The organism is Citrobacter sp. wls826 (assembly GCF_005281245.1).
GTDB classification, from domain to species: domain Bacteria; phylum Pseudomonadota; class Gammaproteobacteria; order Enterobacterales; family Enterobacteriaceae; genus Citrobacter; species Citrobacter braakii.
In genome coordinates, this window is the sequence record NZ_SZWS01000010.1 from 16,683 (window position 1) to 33,726 (window position 17,044).

The 17,044-nt window shown below is 51.2% G+C and carries 15 protein-coding genes and 1 pseudogene; all 16 read left to right on the forward strand.

Annotated features, from left to right (window positions below; genetic code table 11):
* A pseudogene (mnmG, locus tag FDW87_RS00665) lies at positions 1-1,313 on the forward strand (tRNA uridine-5-carboxymethylaminomethyl(34) synthesis enzyme MnmG); the annotation flags it as partial.
* Positions 1,314-1,416: 103 nt separating this feature from the next.
* Entirely contained in the window at positions 1,417-2,040 is a 624-nt protein-coding gene (gene rsmG, locus FDW87_RS00670) for a 16S rRNA (guanine(527)-N(7))-methyltransferase RsmG (RefSeq protein ID WP_016155084.1), read from the forward strand.
* Positions 2,041-2,654: 614 nt separating this feature from the next.
* Positions 2,655-3,035, forward strand: coding sequence for a F0F1 ATP synthase subunit I (gene atpI / locus FDW87_RS00675; protein ID WP_003023790.1), 381 nt, complete (start codon positions 2,655-2,657; stop codon positions 3,033-3,035).
* 7 nt (positions 3,036-3,042) lie between these two features.
* A complete protein-coding gene (atpB, locus tag FDW87_RS00680) occupies positions 3,043-3,858 on the forward strand; it encodes a F0F1 ATP synthase subunit A (RefSeq protein ID WP_003023792.1) in 816 nt (271 codons plus the stop codon).
* A gap of 46 nt (positions 3,859-3,904) precedes the next feature.
* Positions 3,905-4,144, forward strand: a complete 240-nt coding sequence (gene atpE, locus FDW87_RS00685; protein ID WP_003023794.1) for a F0F1 ATP synthase subunit C — start codon at positions 3,905-3,907, stop codon at positions 4,142-4,144.
* Between the two features lie 59 nt (positions 4,145-4,203).
* Entirely contained in the window at positions 4,204-4,674 is a 471-nt protein-coding gene (gene atpF / locus FDW87_RS00690) for a F0F1 ATP synthase subunit B (RefSeq protein ID WP_003827022.1), read from the forward strand.
* 14 nt (positions 4,675-4,688) lie between these two features.
* The gene (atpH, locus tag FDW87_RS00695) at positions 4,689-5,222 is read left to right on the forward strand and encodes a F0F1 ATP synthase subunit delta (RefSeq protein WP_049040611.1); all 534 of its coding nucleotides are present in this window, start codon (positions 4,689-4,691) and stop codon (positions 5,220-5,222) included.
* A 12-nt stretch (positions 5,223-5,234) separates the two neighbouring features.
* Entirely contained in the window at positions 5,235-6,776 is a 1,542-nt protein-coding gene (atpA, locus tag FDW87_RS00700; protein ID WP_003023802.1) for a F0F1 ATP synthase subunit alpha, read from the forward strand.
* Positions 6,777-6,826: 50 nt separating this feature from the next.
* The gene (gene atpG / locus FDW87_RS00705; protein WP_016155083.1) at positions 6,827-7,690 is read left to right on the forward strand and encodes a F0F1 ATP synthase subunit gamma; all 864 of its coding nucleotides are present in this window, start codon (positions 6,827-6,829) and stop codon (positions 7,688-7,690) included.
* A gap of 26 nt (positions 7,691-7,716) precedes the next feature.
* Positions 7,717-9,099 (forward strand): F0F1 ATP synthase subunit beta, encoded by a 1,383-nt coding sequence (gene atpD, locus FDW87_RS00710; protein ID WP_003023806.1) that lies wholly within the window; start codon positions 7,717-7,719, stop codon positions 9,097-9,099.
* A 20-nt stretch (positions 9,100-9,119) separates the two neighbouring features.
* Entirely contained in the window at positions 9,120-9,539 is a 420-nt protein-coding gene (locus FDW87_RS00715; protein WP_003023809.1) for a F0F1 ATP synthase subunit epsilon, read from the forward strand.
* 657 nt (positions 9,540-10,196) lie between these two features.
* Positions 10,197-11,567, forward strand: a complete 1,371-nt coding sequence (gene glmU, locus FDW87_RS00720) for a bifunctional UDP-N-acetylglucosamine diphosphorylase/glucosamine-1-phosphate N-acetyltransferase GlmU (RefSeq protein WP_049269510.1) — start codon at positions 10,197-10,199, stop codon at positions 11,565-11,567.
* A 223-nt stretch (positions 11,568-11,790) separates the two neighbouring features.
* On the forward strand, positions 11,791-13,620 hold the full coding sequence (gene glmS / locus FDW87_RS00725; protein ID WP_016155081.1) for a glutamine--fructose-6-phosphate transaminase (isomerizing): 1,830 nt from the start codon (positions 11,791-11,793) through the stop codon (positions 13,618-13,620).
* A gap of 333 nt (positions 13,621-13,953) precedes the next feature.
* Complete coding sequence (gene pstS, locus FDW87_RS00730) at positions 13,954-14,994, forward strand: phosphate ABC transporter substrate-binding protein PstS (RefSeq protein ID WP_016157820.1); 1,041 nt, start codon at positions 13,954-13,956, stop codon at positions 14,992-14,994.
* Positions 14,995-15,186: 192 nt separating this feature from the next.
* Complete coding sequence (gene pstC, locus FDW87_RS00735; protein WP_016155078.1) at positions 15,187-16,146, forward strand: phosphate ABC transporter permease PstC; 960 nt, start codon at positions 15,187-15,189, stop codon at positions 16,144-16,146.
* Positions 16,146-17,036, forward strand: a complete 891-nt coding sequence (gene pstA, locus FDW87_RS00740; RefSeq protein ID WP_016155077.1) for a phosphate ABC transporter permease PstA — start codon at positions 16,146-16,148, stop codon at positions 17,034-17,036. The genes pstC and pstA overlap by 1 nt, the downstream gene beginning before the upstream one ends.
* Positions 17,037-17,044 lie beyond the last annotated feature (8 nt).

The window sequence follows — 17,044 nt, forward strand, 5'->3', positions numbered from 1 at the left end:
GCGTCAGCCGCCTGAAAACCGGTACGCCGCCGCGTATCGATGCACGCACTATTGATTTCAGCGTGCTCGGCCAGCAAAACAGCGATAACCCGATGCCGGTCTTCTCATTCCTGGGCGATGCTTCTCAACATCCGCGTCAGATGCCGTGTTACATCACGCATACCAATGAGAGAACCCATGACGTGATCCGCAATAACCTCGATCGTAGCCCGATGTACGCAGGCGTGATCGAAGGTATCGGTCCGCGCTACTGCCCGTCGATCGAAGACAAAGTGATGCGCTTTGCCGATCGTAATCAGCATCAGATCTTCCTCGAACCGGAAGGACTGACGTCTAACGAAATTTATCCGAATGGTATCTCCACCAGCTTGCCGTTCGATGTGCAGATGCAAATTGTCCGCTCCATGCAGGGAATGGAAAATGCCAGAATCGTCCGTCCTGGCTACGCGATTGAGTATGATTTCTTCGATCCGCGCGACCTGAAACCCACTCTGGAAAGCAAATTCATCCAGGGTCTGTTCTTTGCGGGCCAGATTAACGGTACTACCGGTTACGAAGAAGCTGCTGCGCAAGGGATGTTGGCGGGTCTGAACGCCGCGCGCTTGTCTGCTGAGAAAGACGGCTGGGCGCCGCGTCGCGATCAGGCTTATCTTGGTGTACTGGTGGACGATCTGTGTACGCTTGGCACCAAAGAACCGTACCGCATGTTCACCTCACGCGCAGAATACCGTTTGATGCTGCGCGAAGATAACGCCGACCTGCGTCTGACCGAAATTGGTCGTGAACTGGGTCTGGTGGACGACGAGCGCTGGGCTCGTTTCAACGAGAAGCTGGAGCGTATCGAACAGGAACGTCAGCGTCTCAAATCAACCTGGGTAAATCCGTTAGCGGAATCTGCAGCAGAAGTGAATGCTCACCTGGCTACGCCTTTGTCACGTGAAGCCAGCGGTGAAGATCTCCTGCGCCGCCCGGATATGACCTATGCTCAGTTGACCTCTTTATCTGCGTTCGCACCAGCGCTCGACGATGCTCAGGCCGCGGAACAGGTTGAGATTCAGGTGAAATACGAAGGGTATATCGCCCGTCAGCAGGAAGAAATCGAAAGACAACAGCGTAATGAGAACACCCTATTGCCTGCAACGCTGGATTATCGTCAGGTCTCAGGCTTGTCGAATGAAGTTATCGCCAAGCTGAACGATCACAAACCGGTATCGATCGGCCAGGCATCGCGTATTTCTGGCGTAACGCCTGCCGCCATTTCCATTCTGCTGGTATGGCTGAAGAAACAAGGTATGCTGCGCCGCAGCGCTTGATAACACTATTTTGGCGGCGGGCGCTTCGCCTGCCCGCCCTACCAATTTGTAGTCCCGATAAGCTATAGCTCATCGGGAAATTGATTATGAACAGGTAACGACCGTGCTCAACAAACTCTCTCGTCTGCTGGCTGATGCTGGTATTTCTCTTACCGATCACCAGAAAAATCAGCTGATTGCGTATGTCGATATGCTGCACAAATGGAACAAAGCGTACAACTTGACGTCGGTACGGGATCCTAACGAAATGCTGGTGCGCCATATTCTGGACAGTATTGTCGTCGCGCCGTATCTGAAGGGGGAGCGTTTTATCGACGTGGGTACGGGACCGGGCCTGCCGGGTATTCCTCTCTCTATCGTGCGCCCAGAAGCGCATTTCACACTGCTGGATAGTCTGGGAAAACGCGTCCGTTTCTTGCGTCAGGTGCAGCATGAGCTTGCGCTTACTAACATCACGCCTGTGCAAAGTCGCGTTGAAGAATTCCCTTCAGAGCCGCCGTTCGATGGGGTCATTAGCCGTGCGTTCGCGTCACTTACTGATATGGTGAGTTGGTGCCATCATTTGCCTGGCCTGGATGGGCGTTTTTATGCGCTAAAAGGGCAGTTGCCAGAAGACGAAATTGCTTCGTTGCCTGCAGAATTCAGCGTCGAGTCGGTCGAAAAATTACGCGTTCCGCAACTGGATGGTGAACGTCATCTGGTGGTTATTAAGCCAAACAAAATTTAATTTTTATCAAAAAAAATAGAAAAAAAACGGCTATTCAGGTGTTAAAAGTCATAGGGAATAGTGTGGTTAAATGTCGTTACAATTCACTAGCGCCTTACGGTTTTGCATCATAACTATAACGTACCGTTTTTTGTTAAAAGCGAAACAAGTCAGCTGTGAAAATATCAGTCTGCTAAAAATAGAACGTAAGAACCACCCGTTGTGTTAATTTTTTATTATAAATGTCAATGCGTGGTTTTTTTGTTGTTAGCTGTTGTTTTTGAAAAAGTGGCTATTTTTACGCTTAAATATCAAAAAGATGAAAAGGCATCATTTGCCACGTAAATAAATTATGCGAAGGTGAATATGTTCAATATGTGATCTGGTGCACGCTTTGCCGCCAGTATTTACGCGGCATTTGCAGTTTTGCATGATCGTTCACAGTTTGCTTAAAAGTGATAAATGTGGGGTAGCGAAAAATATTTAAACATTTATTCACTTTTTAGCTACTTATTGTTTGAAATCACGAAGGCGCACCGTATAATTTGACCGCTTTTTGATGCTTGACTCTAAGCCATAAAGAACGTTTTATACGACACGCGGCATACCTCGAAGGGAGCAGGAGTAAAAACGTGATGTCTATGTCGCTCTTGAGTCGAAACGTTGCTCGTAAGCTTTTGCTCACACAGTTTCTGGCGGTAATAGCAAGTGGATTGCTGTTTAGCCTCAAAGACCCTTTCTGGGGCATCTCCGCATTGTGCGGTGGATTGGCAGTGTTGCTGCCTAATGTGTTGTTTATGATATTTGCCTGGCGTCACCAGGCGCATACACCAGCTAAAGGCCGAGTAGCCTGGACGTTCGCCTTCGGCGAAGCCTTCAAGGTGTTAGCTATGCTGGTTTTGCTGGTGGTGGCGTTGGCTGTTTTGAAAGCGGTATTCATGCCGCTGATCGTTACGTGGGTTTTGGTGCTGGTGGTTCAGATACTGGCGCCGGCTGTAATTAACAACAAAGGGTAAAGGCATCATGGCTTCAGAAAATATGACGCCGCAGGATTACATAGGACACCATCTGAATAACCTTCAGTTGGACCTACGTACATTCTCGCTGGTGGATCCGCACAACCCCCCAGCCACCTTCTGGACGCTCAATATTGACTCCATTTTCTTCTCGGTGGTTCTGGGTCTGTTGTTCCTGCTTATGTTCCGTAGCGTAGCTAAAAAGGCGACCAGCGGCGTACCAGGTAAATTTCAGACCGCGATTGAGCTGGTAATCGGCTTTGTGCATGGTAGCGTGAAAGACATGTACCATGGCAAAAGCAAGCTGATTGCTCCGCTGGCCCTGACGATTTTCGTCTGGGTATTCCTGATGAACTTGATGGATTTACTGCCTATCGACCTGCTGCCGTACATCGGTGAGCATATCTTTGGCCTGCCGGCTCTGCGTGTGGTTCCGTCTGCTGACGTAAACATCACCCTGTCGATGGCGCTGGGCGTATTTATCCTCATTCTGTTCTACAGCATCAAAATGAAAGGCATCGGCGGCTTCGCGAAAGAGTTGACGCTGCAGCCGTTCAATCACTGGGCGTTCATCCCTGTCAACTTAATCCTTGAAGGGGTAAGCCTGCTGTCCAAACCAATTTCTCTTGGTCTGCGACTGTTCGGCAACATGTATGCCGGTGAGCTGATTTTCATTCTGATTGCTGGTCTGTTGCCGTGGTGGTCACAGTGGATCCTGAATGTGCCATGGGCCATTTTCCACATACTGATTATCACGCTGCAAGCCTTCATATTTATGGTTCTGACGATTGTCTATCTGTCGATGGCATCTGAAGAGCATTAATTTACCAACACTACTACGTTTTAACTGAAACAAACTGGAGACTGTCATGGAAAACCTGAATATGGATCTGCTGTACATTGCTGCCGCTGTGATGATGGGTCTGGCGGCAATCGGTGCTGCGATCGGTATCGGCATCCTCGGGGGTAAATTCCTGGAAGGCGCAGCGCGTCAACCGGATCTGATTCCTCTGCTGCGTACTCAGTTCTTTATCGTTATGGGTCTGGTGGATGCAATCCCAATGATCGCTGTAGGTCTGGGTCTGTACGTGATGTTTGCTGTCGCGTAGTAAGCGTTGCTTGAATTAAGAGCAATATCAGAACGTTAACTAGATAGAGGCATTGTGCTGTGAATCTTAACGCAACAATCCTCGGCCAGGCCATCGCGTTTGTCCTGTTCGTTCTGTTCTGCATGAAGTACGTATGGCCGCCTTTAATGGCTGCCATCGAAAAACGTCAAAAAGAAATTGCTGACGGCCTTGCTTCTGCAGAACGAGCACATAAGGATCTTGACCTTGCAAAGGCCAGCGCGACCGACCAGCTGAAAAAAGCGAAGGCGGAAGCTCAGGTAATCATTGAGCAGGCGAACAAACGCCGTGCTCAGATCCTGGACGAAGCTAAAACTGAAGCAGAGCAGGAACGTACTAAAATCGTGGCACAGGCGCAGGCGGAAATTGACGCCGAGCGTAAACGTGCTCGCGAAGAGCTGCGTAAGCAAGTTGCTATCCTGGCTGTTGCTGGCGCCGAGAAGATCATCGAACGTTCCGTGGATGAAGCTGCTAATAGCGACATCGTGGACAAACTTGTCGCTGAACTGTAAGGAGGGAGGGGCTGATGTCTGAATTTATTACGGTAGCTCGCCCCTACGCCAAAGCAGCTTTTGACTTTGCCGTTGAGCACCAAAGCGTTGACCGTTGGCAGGATATGCTGACGTTTGCCGCTGAGGTGACGAAAAACGAACAAATGGCAGAGCTTCTCTCTGGCGCGCTGGCGCCGGAAACGCTCGCTGAGTCGTTTATCGCCGTGTGCGGTGAGCAGTTGGACGAAAGCGGCCAAAACCTGATTAGGGTAATGGCTGAAAATAACCGTCTGAATGCGCTCCCGGATGTTCTTGAGCAGTTTATTCATCTGCGTGCAGCCAGTGAGGCTATCTCTGAGGTAGAAGTCACTTCTGCCAATGCACTGAGTGATGAACAGCTTACGAAGATTAGAGCAGCGATGGAAAAACGTCTGTCACGCAAAGTTAAGCTGAATTGCAAAATCGATAAGTCTGTAATGGCAGGCGTAATCATCCGAGCGGGTGATATGGTCATTGATGGCAGCGTACGCGGCCGTCTTGAGCGCCTTGCAGACGTCTTGCAGTCTTAAGGGGACTGGAGCATGCAACTGAATTCCACCGAAATCAGCGAACTGATCAAGCAGCGCATTGCTCAGTTCAATGTTGTGAGCGAAGCTCACAACGAAGGTACTATTGTTTCTGTAAGTGACGGTGTTATCCGCATTCACGGCCTGGCCGATTGTATGCAGGGTGAGATGATTTCCCTGCCGGGTAACCGTTACGCTATCGCACTGAACCTGGAGCGCGACTCCGTAGGTGCCGTTGTGATGGGTCCATACGCTGACCTCGCCGAAGGCATGAAGGTTAAGTGTACGGGTCGTATTCTGGAAGTTCCGGTTGGCCGTGGCCTGCTGGGTCGTGTGGTGAATACTCTGGGTTCCCCAATTGACGGTAAAGGTCCGGTTGATAACGATGGCTTCTCGCCAATCGAAGTTATCGCACCAGGCGTAATCGAACGTCAGTCCGTCGACCAGCCAGTACAGACAGGTTATAAATCTGTTGATGCCATGATCCCAATCGGTCGTGGCCAGCGTGAGCTGATCATCGGTGACCGTCAGACAGGTAAAACTGCGATGGCAATCGACGCCATCATCAACCAGCGTGATTCCGGTATCAAATGTGTGTACGTGGCTATCGGCCAGAAAGCGTCCACCATTTCTAACGTGGTTCGTAAACTGGAAGAACACGGCGCACTGTCCAACACCATCGTTGTTGTGGCGACCGCGTCTGAATCTGCTGCTCTGCAATACCTGGCGCCATATGCCGGTTGCGCAATGGGCGAATACTTCCGTGACCGCGGTGAAGACGCGCTGATCGTTTACGATGACCTGTCTAAACAGGCTGTTGCTTACCGTCAGGTTTCCCTGCTGCTCCGTCGTCCACCAGGACGTGAAGCATTCCCGGGCGACGTATTTTACCTCCACTCCCGTCTGCTGGAGCGCGCATCCCGCGTAAACGCGGAATACGTTGAGAAGTTCACCAATGGTGAAGTTAAAGGTAAAACCGGCTCCCTGACCGCTCTGCCGATTATCGAAACCCAGGCGGGTGACGTTTCTGCGTTCGTTCCGACCAACGTAATTTCCATTACAGATGGTCAGATCTTCCTGGAAACCAACCTGTTCAACTCCGGTATTCGTCCGGCAGTTAACCCGGGTATCTCCGTATCTCGTGTAGGTGGTGCAGCGCAGACCAAGATCATCAAGAAACTGTCCGGTGGTATTCGTACCGCACTGGCGCAGTATCGTGAACTGGCAGCGTTTTCTCAGTTCGCTTCCGACCTGGATGAAGCTACTCGTAAGCAGCTGAGCCACGGTCAGAAAGTAACTGAACTGCTGAAGCAGAAACAGTACGCCCCAATGTCTGTAGCACAGCAGGGTGTGGTGCTGTTTGCGGCTGAACGCGGTTACCTCGAAGATGTGGAACTGGCGAAAATCGGTAGCTTCGAAGCCGCTCTGCTGGCTTACGTTGACCGTGACCACGCTCCGCTGATGCAAGAGATCAACCAGTCCGGTGGCTATAACGATGAAATCGAAGGCAAGCTGAAAGCTATCCTCGATTCCTTCAAGGCAACCCAGTCCTGGTAACGTCTGGCGGTCTGCTTTAGGGCGGACCGCAAGGCATTGAGGAGAAGCTCATGGCCGGCGCAAAAGAGATACGTAGTAAGATCGCAAGCGTCCAGAACACGCAGAAGATCACTAAAGCGATGGAGATGGTCGCCGCTTCCAAAATGCGTAAATCGCAGGATCGCATGGCGGCCAGCCGTCCTTATGCAGAGACCATGCGCAAAGTGATTGGTCACCTTGCGAATGGTAATCTGGAATATAAGCACCCTTACCTGGAAGAACGCGACGTTAAGCGCGTGGGCTACCTGGTGGTGTCGACCGACCGTGGTCTGTGCGGTGGCTTGAACATTAACCTGTTCAAAAAGCTGCTGGCGGATATGAAAGCATGGTCCGATAAAGGCGTTCAGTGCGATATCGCAATGATCGGCTCTAAGGGCGTGTCTTTCTTTAACTCCGTTGGCGGTAATGTGATTGCTCAGGTAACAGGTATGGGGGATAACCCTTCCCTGTCCGAACTGATCGGTCCGGTTAAAGTGATGCTGCAGGCCTACGATGAAGGTCGTCTGGACAGACTGTACGTTGTCAGCAACAAATTTATTAACACCATGTCTCAGACGCCAACCATCACCCAACTGCTGCCTCTGCCGGCATCAGATGATGATGAATTGAAGCGTAAATCCTGGGATTACCTGTATGAGCCAGACCCGAAAGCGCTGCTGGATACCCTGCTGCGTCGTTATGTCGAGTCTCAGGTTTATCAGGGCGTGGTAGAAAACCTGGCCAGCGAGCAGGCCGCACGTATGGTGGCGATGAAAGCCGCGACCGACAATGGCGGCAGCCTGATTAAAGAGCTGCAGTTGGTATACAACAAAGCTCGTCAGGCCAGCATTACTCAGGAACTCACCGAAATCGTCGGTGGTGCATCCGCGGTATAACCAGGTTAATTCGTAGAGGATTCAAGATGGCTACTGGAAAAATTGTCCAGGTAATCGGCGCCGTGGTTGACGTCGAATTCCCTCAGGATGCCGTACCGCGCGTGTACGATGCTCTTGAGGTTATGAATGGTAAAGAGAGCCTGGTGCTGGAAGTTCAGCAGCAGCTCGGCGGCGGTATCGTACGTACCATCGCCATGGGTTCTTCCGACGGTCTGCGTCGTGGTCTGGAAGTCAAAGATCTCGAGCACCCGATCGAAGTCCCGGTAGGTAAAGCAACTCTGGGTCGTATCATGAACGTCCTGGGTCACCCGATCGACATGAAAGGCGATATCGGTGAAGAAGAGCGTTGGGCTATCCACCGCGCGGCACCTTCCTATGAAGAGCTGTCCAGCTCTCAGGAACTGCTGGAAACCGGCATCAAAGTTATCGACCTGATGTGTCCGTTCGCTAAGGGCGGTAAAGTTGGTCTGTTCGGTGGTGCGGGTGTAGGTAAAACCGTAAACATGATGGAGCTGATCCGTAACATCGCGATCGAACACTCCGGTTACTCCGTGTTTGCGGGCGTGGGTGAACGTACTCGTGAGGGTAACGACTTCTACCACGAAATGACTGACTCCAACGTTCTGGACAAAGTATCCCTGGTATATGGCCAGATGAACGAGCCGCCGGGAAACCGTCTGCGCGTTGCTCTGACCGGTCTGACCATGGCAGAGAAGTTCCGTGACGAAGGTCGTGACGTTCTGCTGTTCGTTGATAACATCTATCGTTACACCCTGGCCGGTACAGAAGTATCCGCACTGCTGGGTCGTATGCCATCAGCGGTAGGCTACCAGCCGACCCTGGCGGAAGAGATGGGTGTTCTTCAGGAACGTATCACCTCTACCAAAACCGGTTCTATCACCTCCGTTCAGGCGGTATACGTACCTGCGGATGACTTGACTGACCCATCCCCAGCAACCACCTTTGCTCACTTAGATGCAACCGTGGTACTGAGCCGTCAGATCGCCTCTCTGGGTATCTACCCGGCAGTTGACCCGCTGGACTCCACCAGCCGTCAGTTGGATCCGCTGGTTGTTGGTCAGGAACACTACGACACCGCGCGTGGCGTACAGTCTCTGCTGCAGCGTTATCAGGAACTGAAAGACATCATCGCCATCCTGGGTATGGATGAACTGTCTGAAGAAGACAAACTGGTGGTAGCACGCGCACGTAAAATTCAGCGCTTCCTGTCCCAGCCGTTCTTCGTTGCGGAAGTATTCACCGGTTCTCCGGGTAAATACGTATCCCTGAAAGACACCATCCGTGGCTTTAAAGGCATCATGGAAGGCGAATACGACCACCTGCCAGAGCAGGCGTTCTACATGGTTGGTTCTATCGACGAAGCCGTGGAAAAAGCCAAAAAACTTTAACGCCTTAATCGGAGGGTGATATGGCAATGACTTACCACCTGGACGTCGTCAGCGCAGAGCAGCAAATGTTCTCTGGTCTGGTCGAAAAAATCCAGGTAACGGGTAGTGAAGGTGAACTGGGTATTTTCCCGGGTCACGCACCGCTGCTCACCGCCATTAAGCCTGGTATGATCCGCATCGTTAAACAGTTCGGTCATGAAGAGTTTATCTATCTGTCCGGCGGCATTCTCGAAGTGCAGCCTGGCAGCGTGACCGTTCTGGCTGATACCGCGATTCGCGGACAGGATCTCGATGAAGCGAGAGCCCTGGAAGCGAAGCGTAAGGCTGAAGAGCACATTAAGAGCTCTCATGGTGACGTGGATTACGCTCAGGCATCTGCGGAACTGGCCAAAGCGATCGCGAAACTGCGCGTTATCGAGTTGACCAAAAAAGCGATGTAACACCGGCTTGAAAAGCACAAAAGCCAGTCTGGTTGCCAGGCTGGCTTTTTTTATGGTTTTGTTTCAGTGAAAGTGGAACTAAAAAGCTGTTTTATATTTTTGTGACTTGTGTCACAAAAATATTGATCGGTTAAAAAATGAGGCGTAGACTCTTTTTTGTGTGATGTGTGTCACATAATTAACTCAGATAAAAACAGGATAGCAACATGAAAATGATTAACAAAATCATCGCCCTTTTCAGCAGTATGGAAGTTTAGTCTTCCCGACCTGCTCTGTGGCGCGATGCTTCATACGGTTATCAGCACGCGCCATCTGTTATTAAATCCCACTCCTCCGCTTGATCGTTTGTCCTCTTCCCTTTTAAAACAGTATTTTTCTGCTTCTCGCTGATCACATTAATAATATTGTACTTTTCTTTTGTAACTCTTTATTCATGCAGTAAAAAAATAGCAAAAACATTAACCTAAGGCTTTAATAAGAGCTGCCTCCTGGTTTTGGGAGACAAAAGACGCCGAAATAGACGAAAATAGAGTGTTATCAGAGGGGAAATTTTCCCGATTGAACGTTTTATTTTCGGTCCATTTCACGATGAAAAAAATGTAGTATTTTCAATGTGAAACGGTATAAATTCGTTCTCAAATTACAGTCAGGACGTGTATGTTGAATAATGCTATGAGCGTCGTGATCCTTGCCGCAGGCAAAGGCACGCGTATGTATTCCGATCTCCCTAAAGTGCTGCATACCCTCGCAGGAAAGCCGATGGTTCAGCATGTCATTGATGCCGCTAATGAATTAGGTGCGACTCACGTACATCTGGTCTACGGGCACGGTGGTGATTTGCTTAAGCAGACGCTGAAAGATGGCAATCTAAACTGGATTCTGCAGGCAGAGCAGTTGGGGACCGGCCATGCAATGCAGCAGGCAGCGCCATTCTTTGGTGATGACGAAGACATTTTAATGCTCTATGGCGATGTGCCGCTGATCTCTACCGATACCTTACGTAGCCTGCGTGATGCTAAACCGCAGGGCGGCATCGGCCTGTTAACGGTAAAACTGGATGATCCATCCGGCTATGGGCGTATTACGCGTGAGAACGGTAACGTCACCGGTATCGTCGAGCATAAAGATGCAACTGACGAGCAGCGCCAAATCCAGGAAATCAACACCGGTATTCTGATTGCCAATGGCGCTGATATGAAGCGCTGGCTGTCCAAACTCACCAATAACAATGCGCAGGGTGAATACTACATCACCGATATCATTGCGATGGCGTATCAGGAAGGACGCGAAATTGCTGCGGTACATCCGGCACGTATTAGCGAAACGGAAGGGGTGAATAACCGTCTTCAGTTATCCCGTCTGGAGCGTGTTTATCAGTCCGAGCAAGCAGAGAAACTGCTGCTGGCGGGCGTGATGCTGCGCGATCCTGCACGTTTTGATCTTCGCGGTACGCTTATTCACGGGCGCGATGTTGAAATTGATACTAACGTTATCATTGAAGGTAACGTAACCGTTGGGGATCGCGTCAAGATTGGTGCTGGCTGTATCATCAAAAACAGCGTGATTGGTGAAGGTTGTGAGCTTAGCCCATACAGTGTGGTGGAAGATGCCCATCTGGAAGCCGCTTGCACCATCGGTCCATTCGCGCGTCTGCGCCCGGGTGCTGAGCTGCAGGAAGGCGCGCACGTGGGTAACTTCGTCGAAATGAAAAAAGCGCGTCTGGGTAAAGGTTCTAAAGCTGGTCATCTGACCTATCTGGGCGATGCGGAAATTGGCGATAATGTGAATATCGGCGCGGGTACGATTACCTGCAACTACGATGGTGCCAATAAGTTTAAAACCATTATTGGTGATGATGTGTTTGTGGGTTCTGATACTCAGTTGGTGGCGCCTGTCACCGTGGGTAAAGGTGCCACCATCGCTGCTGGCACTACCGTAACGCGTGATGTCGCCGATAACGAACTGGTATTAAGCCGTGTACCTCAGGTCCATAAACAGGGCTGGCAGCGTCCGGTGAAGAAGAAGTAAGTGATTTTTGCCGGATGGCGGCCTACGTGCGGTGACGTTCTGTAGGCCTGATAAGCGTAAGCGCCATCAGGCAGACAAGAGATGAGGGGATAACATAATCCTCCGCTCAACAAGCAGTACCATAAAAATAACCCCACTCTCTACAAGGCTCGGGGCGCCCGGAAAGGGCAAATACAGGTCAGCGACAACGACAGGCAAATGCCTAAATTCGGAATCAAAAAATATGTGTGGAATTGTTGGCGCTATCGCGCAGCGTGATGTAGCTGAAATCCTTCTCGAAGGTTTACGTCGTCTGGAATATCGTGGTTATGACTCTGCTGGTCTGGCCGTTGTCGATGCTGAAGGCAACATGACCCGTCTGCGTCGTCTGGGTAAAGTGCAGATGCTGACTGCTGCTGCGGAAGAACATCCGCTGCATGGTGGTACAGGTATCGCTCATACCCGTTGGGCGACACACGGTGAACCTTCAGAAGCGAACGCGCATCCCCATGTTTCTGAACACATTGTTGTGGTGCATAACGGCATCATTGAAAACCATGAACCTCTGCGTGAACTACTGAAAACCCGTGGTTACACCTTTGTTTCTGAAACCGACACCGAAGTGATTGCTCACCTGGTGCATTGGGAACTGGAACAGGGTGGTACGCTGCGTGAAGCCGTACTGCGTACTATTCCACAGTTGCGCGGTGCCTATGGCACGGTGATCATGGATACCCGTAACCCGGAAACGCTGCTGGCGGCCCGTTCAGGTAGCCCGCTGGTGATTGGTCTGGGGATGGGGGAAAACTTTATCGCTTCCGATCAGCTGGCGCTGTTGCCGGTAACCCGTCGCTTTATCTTCCTGGAAGAAGGTGACATCGCGGAGGTGACCCGTCGTTCAGTCTCTATTTTTGACAAGTCTGGCGCACAAGTGAAGCGTCAGGATATCGAATCGAATCTGCAATATGACGCGGGCGAAAAAGGTATTTATCGCCACTACATGCAGAAAGAGATCTACGAACAGCCGAACGCAATTAAAAATACGCTGACCGGGCGCATTAGTCACGGTGAAGTGGATTTAAGCGAGCTGGGTTCACGTGCCAACGAGTTGCTGTCTCAGGTTGAGCATATCCAGATTATCGCCTGCGGTACGTCCTACAACTCCGGCATGGTGTCCCGCTACTGGTTTGAATCGCTGGCTGGTATTCCTTGTGATGTCGAAATCGCTTCCGAGTTCCGCTATCGCAAATCCGCCGTGCGTCGTAACAGTCTGATGATTACCCTTTCCCAGTCCGGTGAAACGGCGGATACCCTGGCGGGTCTGCGCTTATCTAAAGAGCTGGGCTATCTGGGCTCGCTGGCTATTTGTAACGTACCGGGATCTTCTCTGGTGCGCGAATCCGACCTGGCGATGATGACCAATGCCGGTACCGAAATCGGTGTGGCCTCCACGAAAGCATTTACCACCCAACTGACCGTTCTGCTGATGCTGGTGGCGAAACTGTCTCGTCTGAAAGGTCTGGATGCGTCTATTGAGCAGGAGATCGTTCACGGTCTGCAGGCGCTGCCGAGCCGTATTGAGCAGATGCTGTCTCAGGACAAACGCATTGCCGCTCTGGCGGAAGGTTTCTCAGACAAACACCATGCGCTGTTCCTGGGGCGTGGCGATCAGTACCCGATTGCGCTGGAAGGCGCGCTGAAGCTGAAAGAGATCTCTTATATTCACGCTGAAGCATATGCTGCAGGCGAACTGAAACACGGTCCGCTGGCGCTGATTGATGCCGATATGCCGGTTATCGTAGTTGCACCGAACAACGAACTGTTGGAAAAACTGAAATCCAACATTGAAGAAGTTCGCGCTCGTGGCGGTCAGTTGTACGTCTTTGCGGACCAGGATGCTGGCTTTACCAGCAGCGAAAACATGCACATCATTGAGATGCCGCATGTGGAAGAGGTGATTGCACCGATCTTCTACACCGTTCCGCTGCAGTTGCTGGCGTATCACGTGGCGCTGATTAAAGGCACCGACGTGGACCAGCCGCGTAACCTGGCAAAGTCGGTTACCGTAGAGTAATCCGCACTTAACTGAACTGAAAATGCCCTGCTGCAAGCGGGGCATTTTTTTAGCTTGTTCTGTTTTTAATCAATTATCCCGCCTGTTTTATGTGACAAACCGTCATCTTCAACTACTGTTTTCAGTGTCATAAAAAGAAAATTTCAGCGAAATGTTATTGTCATGATGGTAATTAACATCCTGTTTTAAATGTATTTTTAGATAAAAAACTTCCCGAGCTTTTCATTGTCATAAAACTGTCATATTTCGTACATTTAACTGTCACCTGTTTGTCCTATTTTGCTCACAGTAGCAACTCAAACAACGATTTACGAAAACCGTGCAGGAGACATTATGAAAGTTATGCGTACCACTGTCGCAACTGTTGTCGCCGCGACCTTATCCATGAGCGCGTTTTCTGCGTTTGCAGCAGCGAGCCTGACAGGTGCAGGTGCAACCTTCCCTGCGCCAGTGTATGCCAAATGGGCAGATACCTATCAGAAAGAGACCGGTAGCAAAGTAAACTACCAGGGTATCGGCTCCTCCGGTGGTGTAAAACAAATTACGGCCAATACCGTTGATTTCGGCGCCTCTGACGCACCGTTGTCTGACGAGAAACTGGCGCAAGAAGGCCTGTTCCAGTTCCCGACTGTTATCGGTGGTGTGGTGCTGGCGGTGAACATCCCTGGCCTGAAATCCGGCGAACTGGTGCTGGACGGTAAAACGCTGGGCGACATCTACCTCGGTAAAATTAAGAAGTGGGATGATGAAGCCATCACCAAACTGAACCCGGGTCTGAAACTGCCTTCTCAGAATATCGCCGTTGTGCGTCGTGCTGACGGTTCCGGTACTTCATTCGTTTTCACCAGCTACCTGGCGAAAGTGAACGAAGAGTGGAAATCTAAAATTGGTTCCGGCTCTACCGTTAACTGGCCGACCGGTCTGGGCGGTAAAGGTAACGACGGTATCGCTGCGTTCGTACAGCGTCTGCCGGGTTCTATCGGCTACGTTGAGTACGCTTACGCTAAGCAGAACAACCTGGCGTACACCAAGCTGGTCTCTGCTGATGGCAAACCGGTAAGTCCGACCGAAGAAAACTTTGCCAACGCTGCAAAAGGCGCTGACTGGAGCAAAACCTTCGCTCAGGATCTGACTAACCAGAAAGGTGACGATGCGTGGCCGATCACTTCCACCACCTTCATCCTGGTGCATAAAGAGCAGAAGAAACCTGAGCAGGGCGCTGAAGTGCTGAAGTTCTTCGATTGGGCGTACAAAAATGGCGGCAAACAGGCTAATGACTTGGATTACGCCAGCCTGCCGGACAGCGTGGTTGAGCAGATTCGTGCTGCATGGAAGACCAACGTGAAGGACAGCAACGGTAAAGCGCTGTACTAAATACCCGTCATACTTCGAGCCGCAGTTGTGTTGGCTGTGCTTGTTCACCCCAGTCACATAGTGAATCTATGCTCCTGGGTATTCACAAGCTTGCCGCCTTGCTGCAACTCGAATTATTTAGGGTATGGCATTACGTTAGCCGGGAAGCACGATAAAATGCGTGCTTCCTGGCCCAAACTTAAAGAGTGATTTATGGCTGCAACCAAGCCTGCTTTGAACCCACCGGGTAAAAAAGGTGACATGATATTCAGCGCGCTGGTAAAACTGGCTGCGCTGATTGTGCTATTGATGTTGGGTGGCATTATTGTCTCTCTGGTTATCTCCTCCTGGCCAAGCATTCAGAAATTTGGCTTCTCCTTTCTGTGGACTAAAGAATGGGATGCGCCAAACGATATCTACGGTGCATTGGTCCCGATTTACGGTACGCTGGTCACCTCGCTTATCGCACTGCTGATCGCCGTTCCGGTGAGTTTTGGCATTGCCTTATTCCTGACTGAACTTGCCCCTGGCTGGCTGCGTCGCCCGCTGGGTATCGCTATTGAATTGCTGGCGGCAATTCCGAGTATCGTGTACGGCATGTGGGGCCTGTTTATCTTTGCCCCGCTGTTTGCGACTTACTTCCAGGAGCCGGTCGGGAACATCCTTTCCAACATTCCGTTTGTTGGCGCGCTGTTTGCGGGTCCGGCATTTGGTATTGGTATTCTGGCCGCTGGCGTGATCCTCGCCATCATGATCATCCCGTACATTGCGGCGGTTATGCGCGATGTGTTCGAACAAACGCCGGTGCTGATGAAAGAGTCAGCCTACGGCATCGGTTGTACTACCTGGGAAGTTATCTGGCGCATCGTCCTGCCGTTCACCAAAAACGGTGTGATCGGCGGCGTGATGCTCGGTCTGGGCCGCGCGCTGGGTGAAACCATGGCGGTGACGTTCATCATCGGTAACACTTACCAGCTCGATAGTGCCTCGCTGTACATGCCGGGCAACAGTATTACTTCTGCGCTGGCGAATGAATTTGCCGAAGCGGAATCAGGACTGCACGTTGCCGCGTTGATGGAACTGGGCCTGATTCTGTTTGTGATTACCTTCATCGTGCTGGCGGCGTCTAAGTTCATGATCATGCGCCTTGCGAAGAACGAGGGGGCACGCTAATGGCTACGCTTGAAATGCAAAACACCGCTGCGCTTGCGGAATCCCGCCGTAAAATGCAGGCGCGTCGTCGTCTGAAGAACCGCATCGCGCTGACGCTCTCTATGGCGACCATGGCATTCGGTCTGTTCTGGCTTATCTGGATCCTGATGTCCACGATCACCCGCGGTATTGACGGTATGTCACTGGCGCTGTTCACCGAAATGACACCTCCGCCGAATACGGCTGGTGGTGGTCTGGCGAATGCCCTGGCCGGTAGCGGACTGTTAATTCTGTGGGCGACCGTGTTTGGTACACCGCTTGGTATTATGGCGGGCATCTACCTGGCAGAGTACGGACGTAAGTCCTGGCTGGCTGAGGTGATCCGCTTTATCAACGACATCCTGCTTTCTGCGCCATCAATCGTGGTCGGTCTGTTCGTTTACACCATCGTGGTAGCAAAAATGGAGCACTTCTCCGGCTGGGCGGGCGTTATCGCGCTGGCGCTGCTGCAGGTGCCCATTGTTATTCGTACCACGGAGAACATGCTCAAACTGGTACCGGATAGCCTGCGTGAAGCCGCCTATGCGCTGGGTACGCCGAAATGGAAGATGATTTCTGCAATCACCCTGAAGGCGTCTGTCTCAGGCATCATTACAGGCGTTTTACTGGCTATTGCACGTATCGCAGGTGAAACGGCTCCGCTGCTGTTTACGTCGCTCTCCAATCAGTTCTGGAGCACCGACATGATGCAGCCTATCGCCAACCTGCCGGTCACTATCTTTAAGTTTGCAATGAGCCCGTTTGCTGAGTGGCAGCAACTGGCCTGGGCCGGGGTACTGATTATTACCCTGTGCGTACTGCTGCTGAACATTCTGGCGCGCGTCATTTTCGCGAAGAAGAAACACGGTTAAGACGAAGT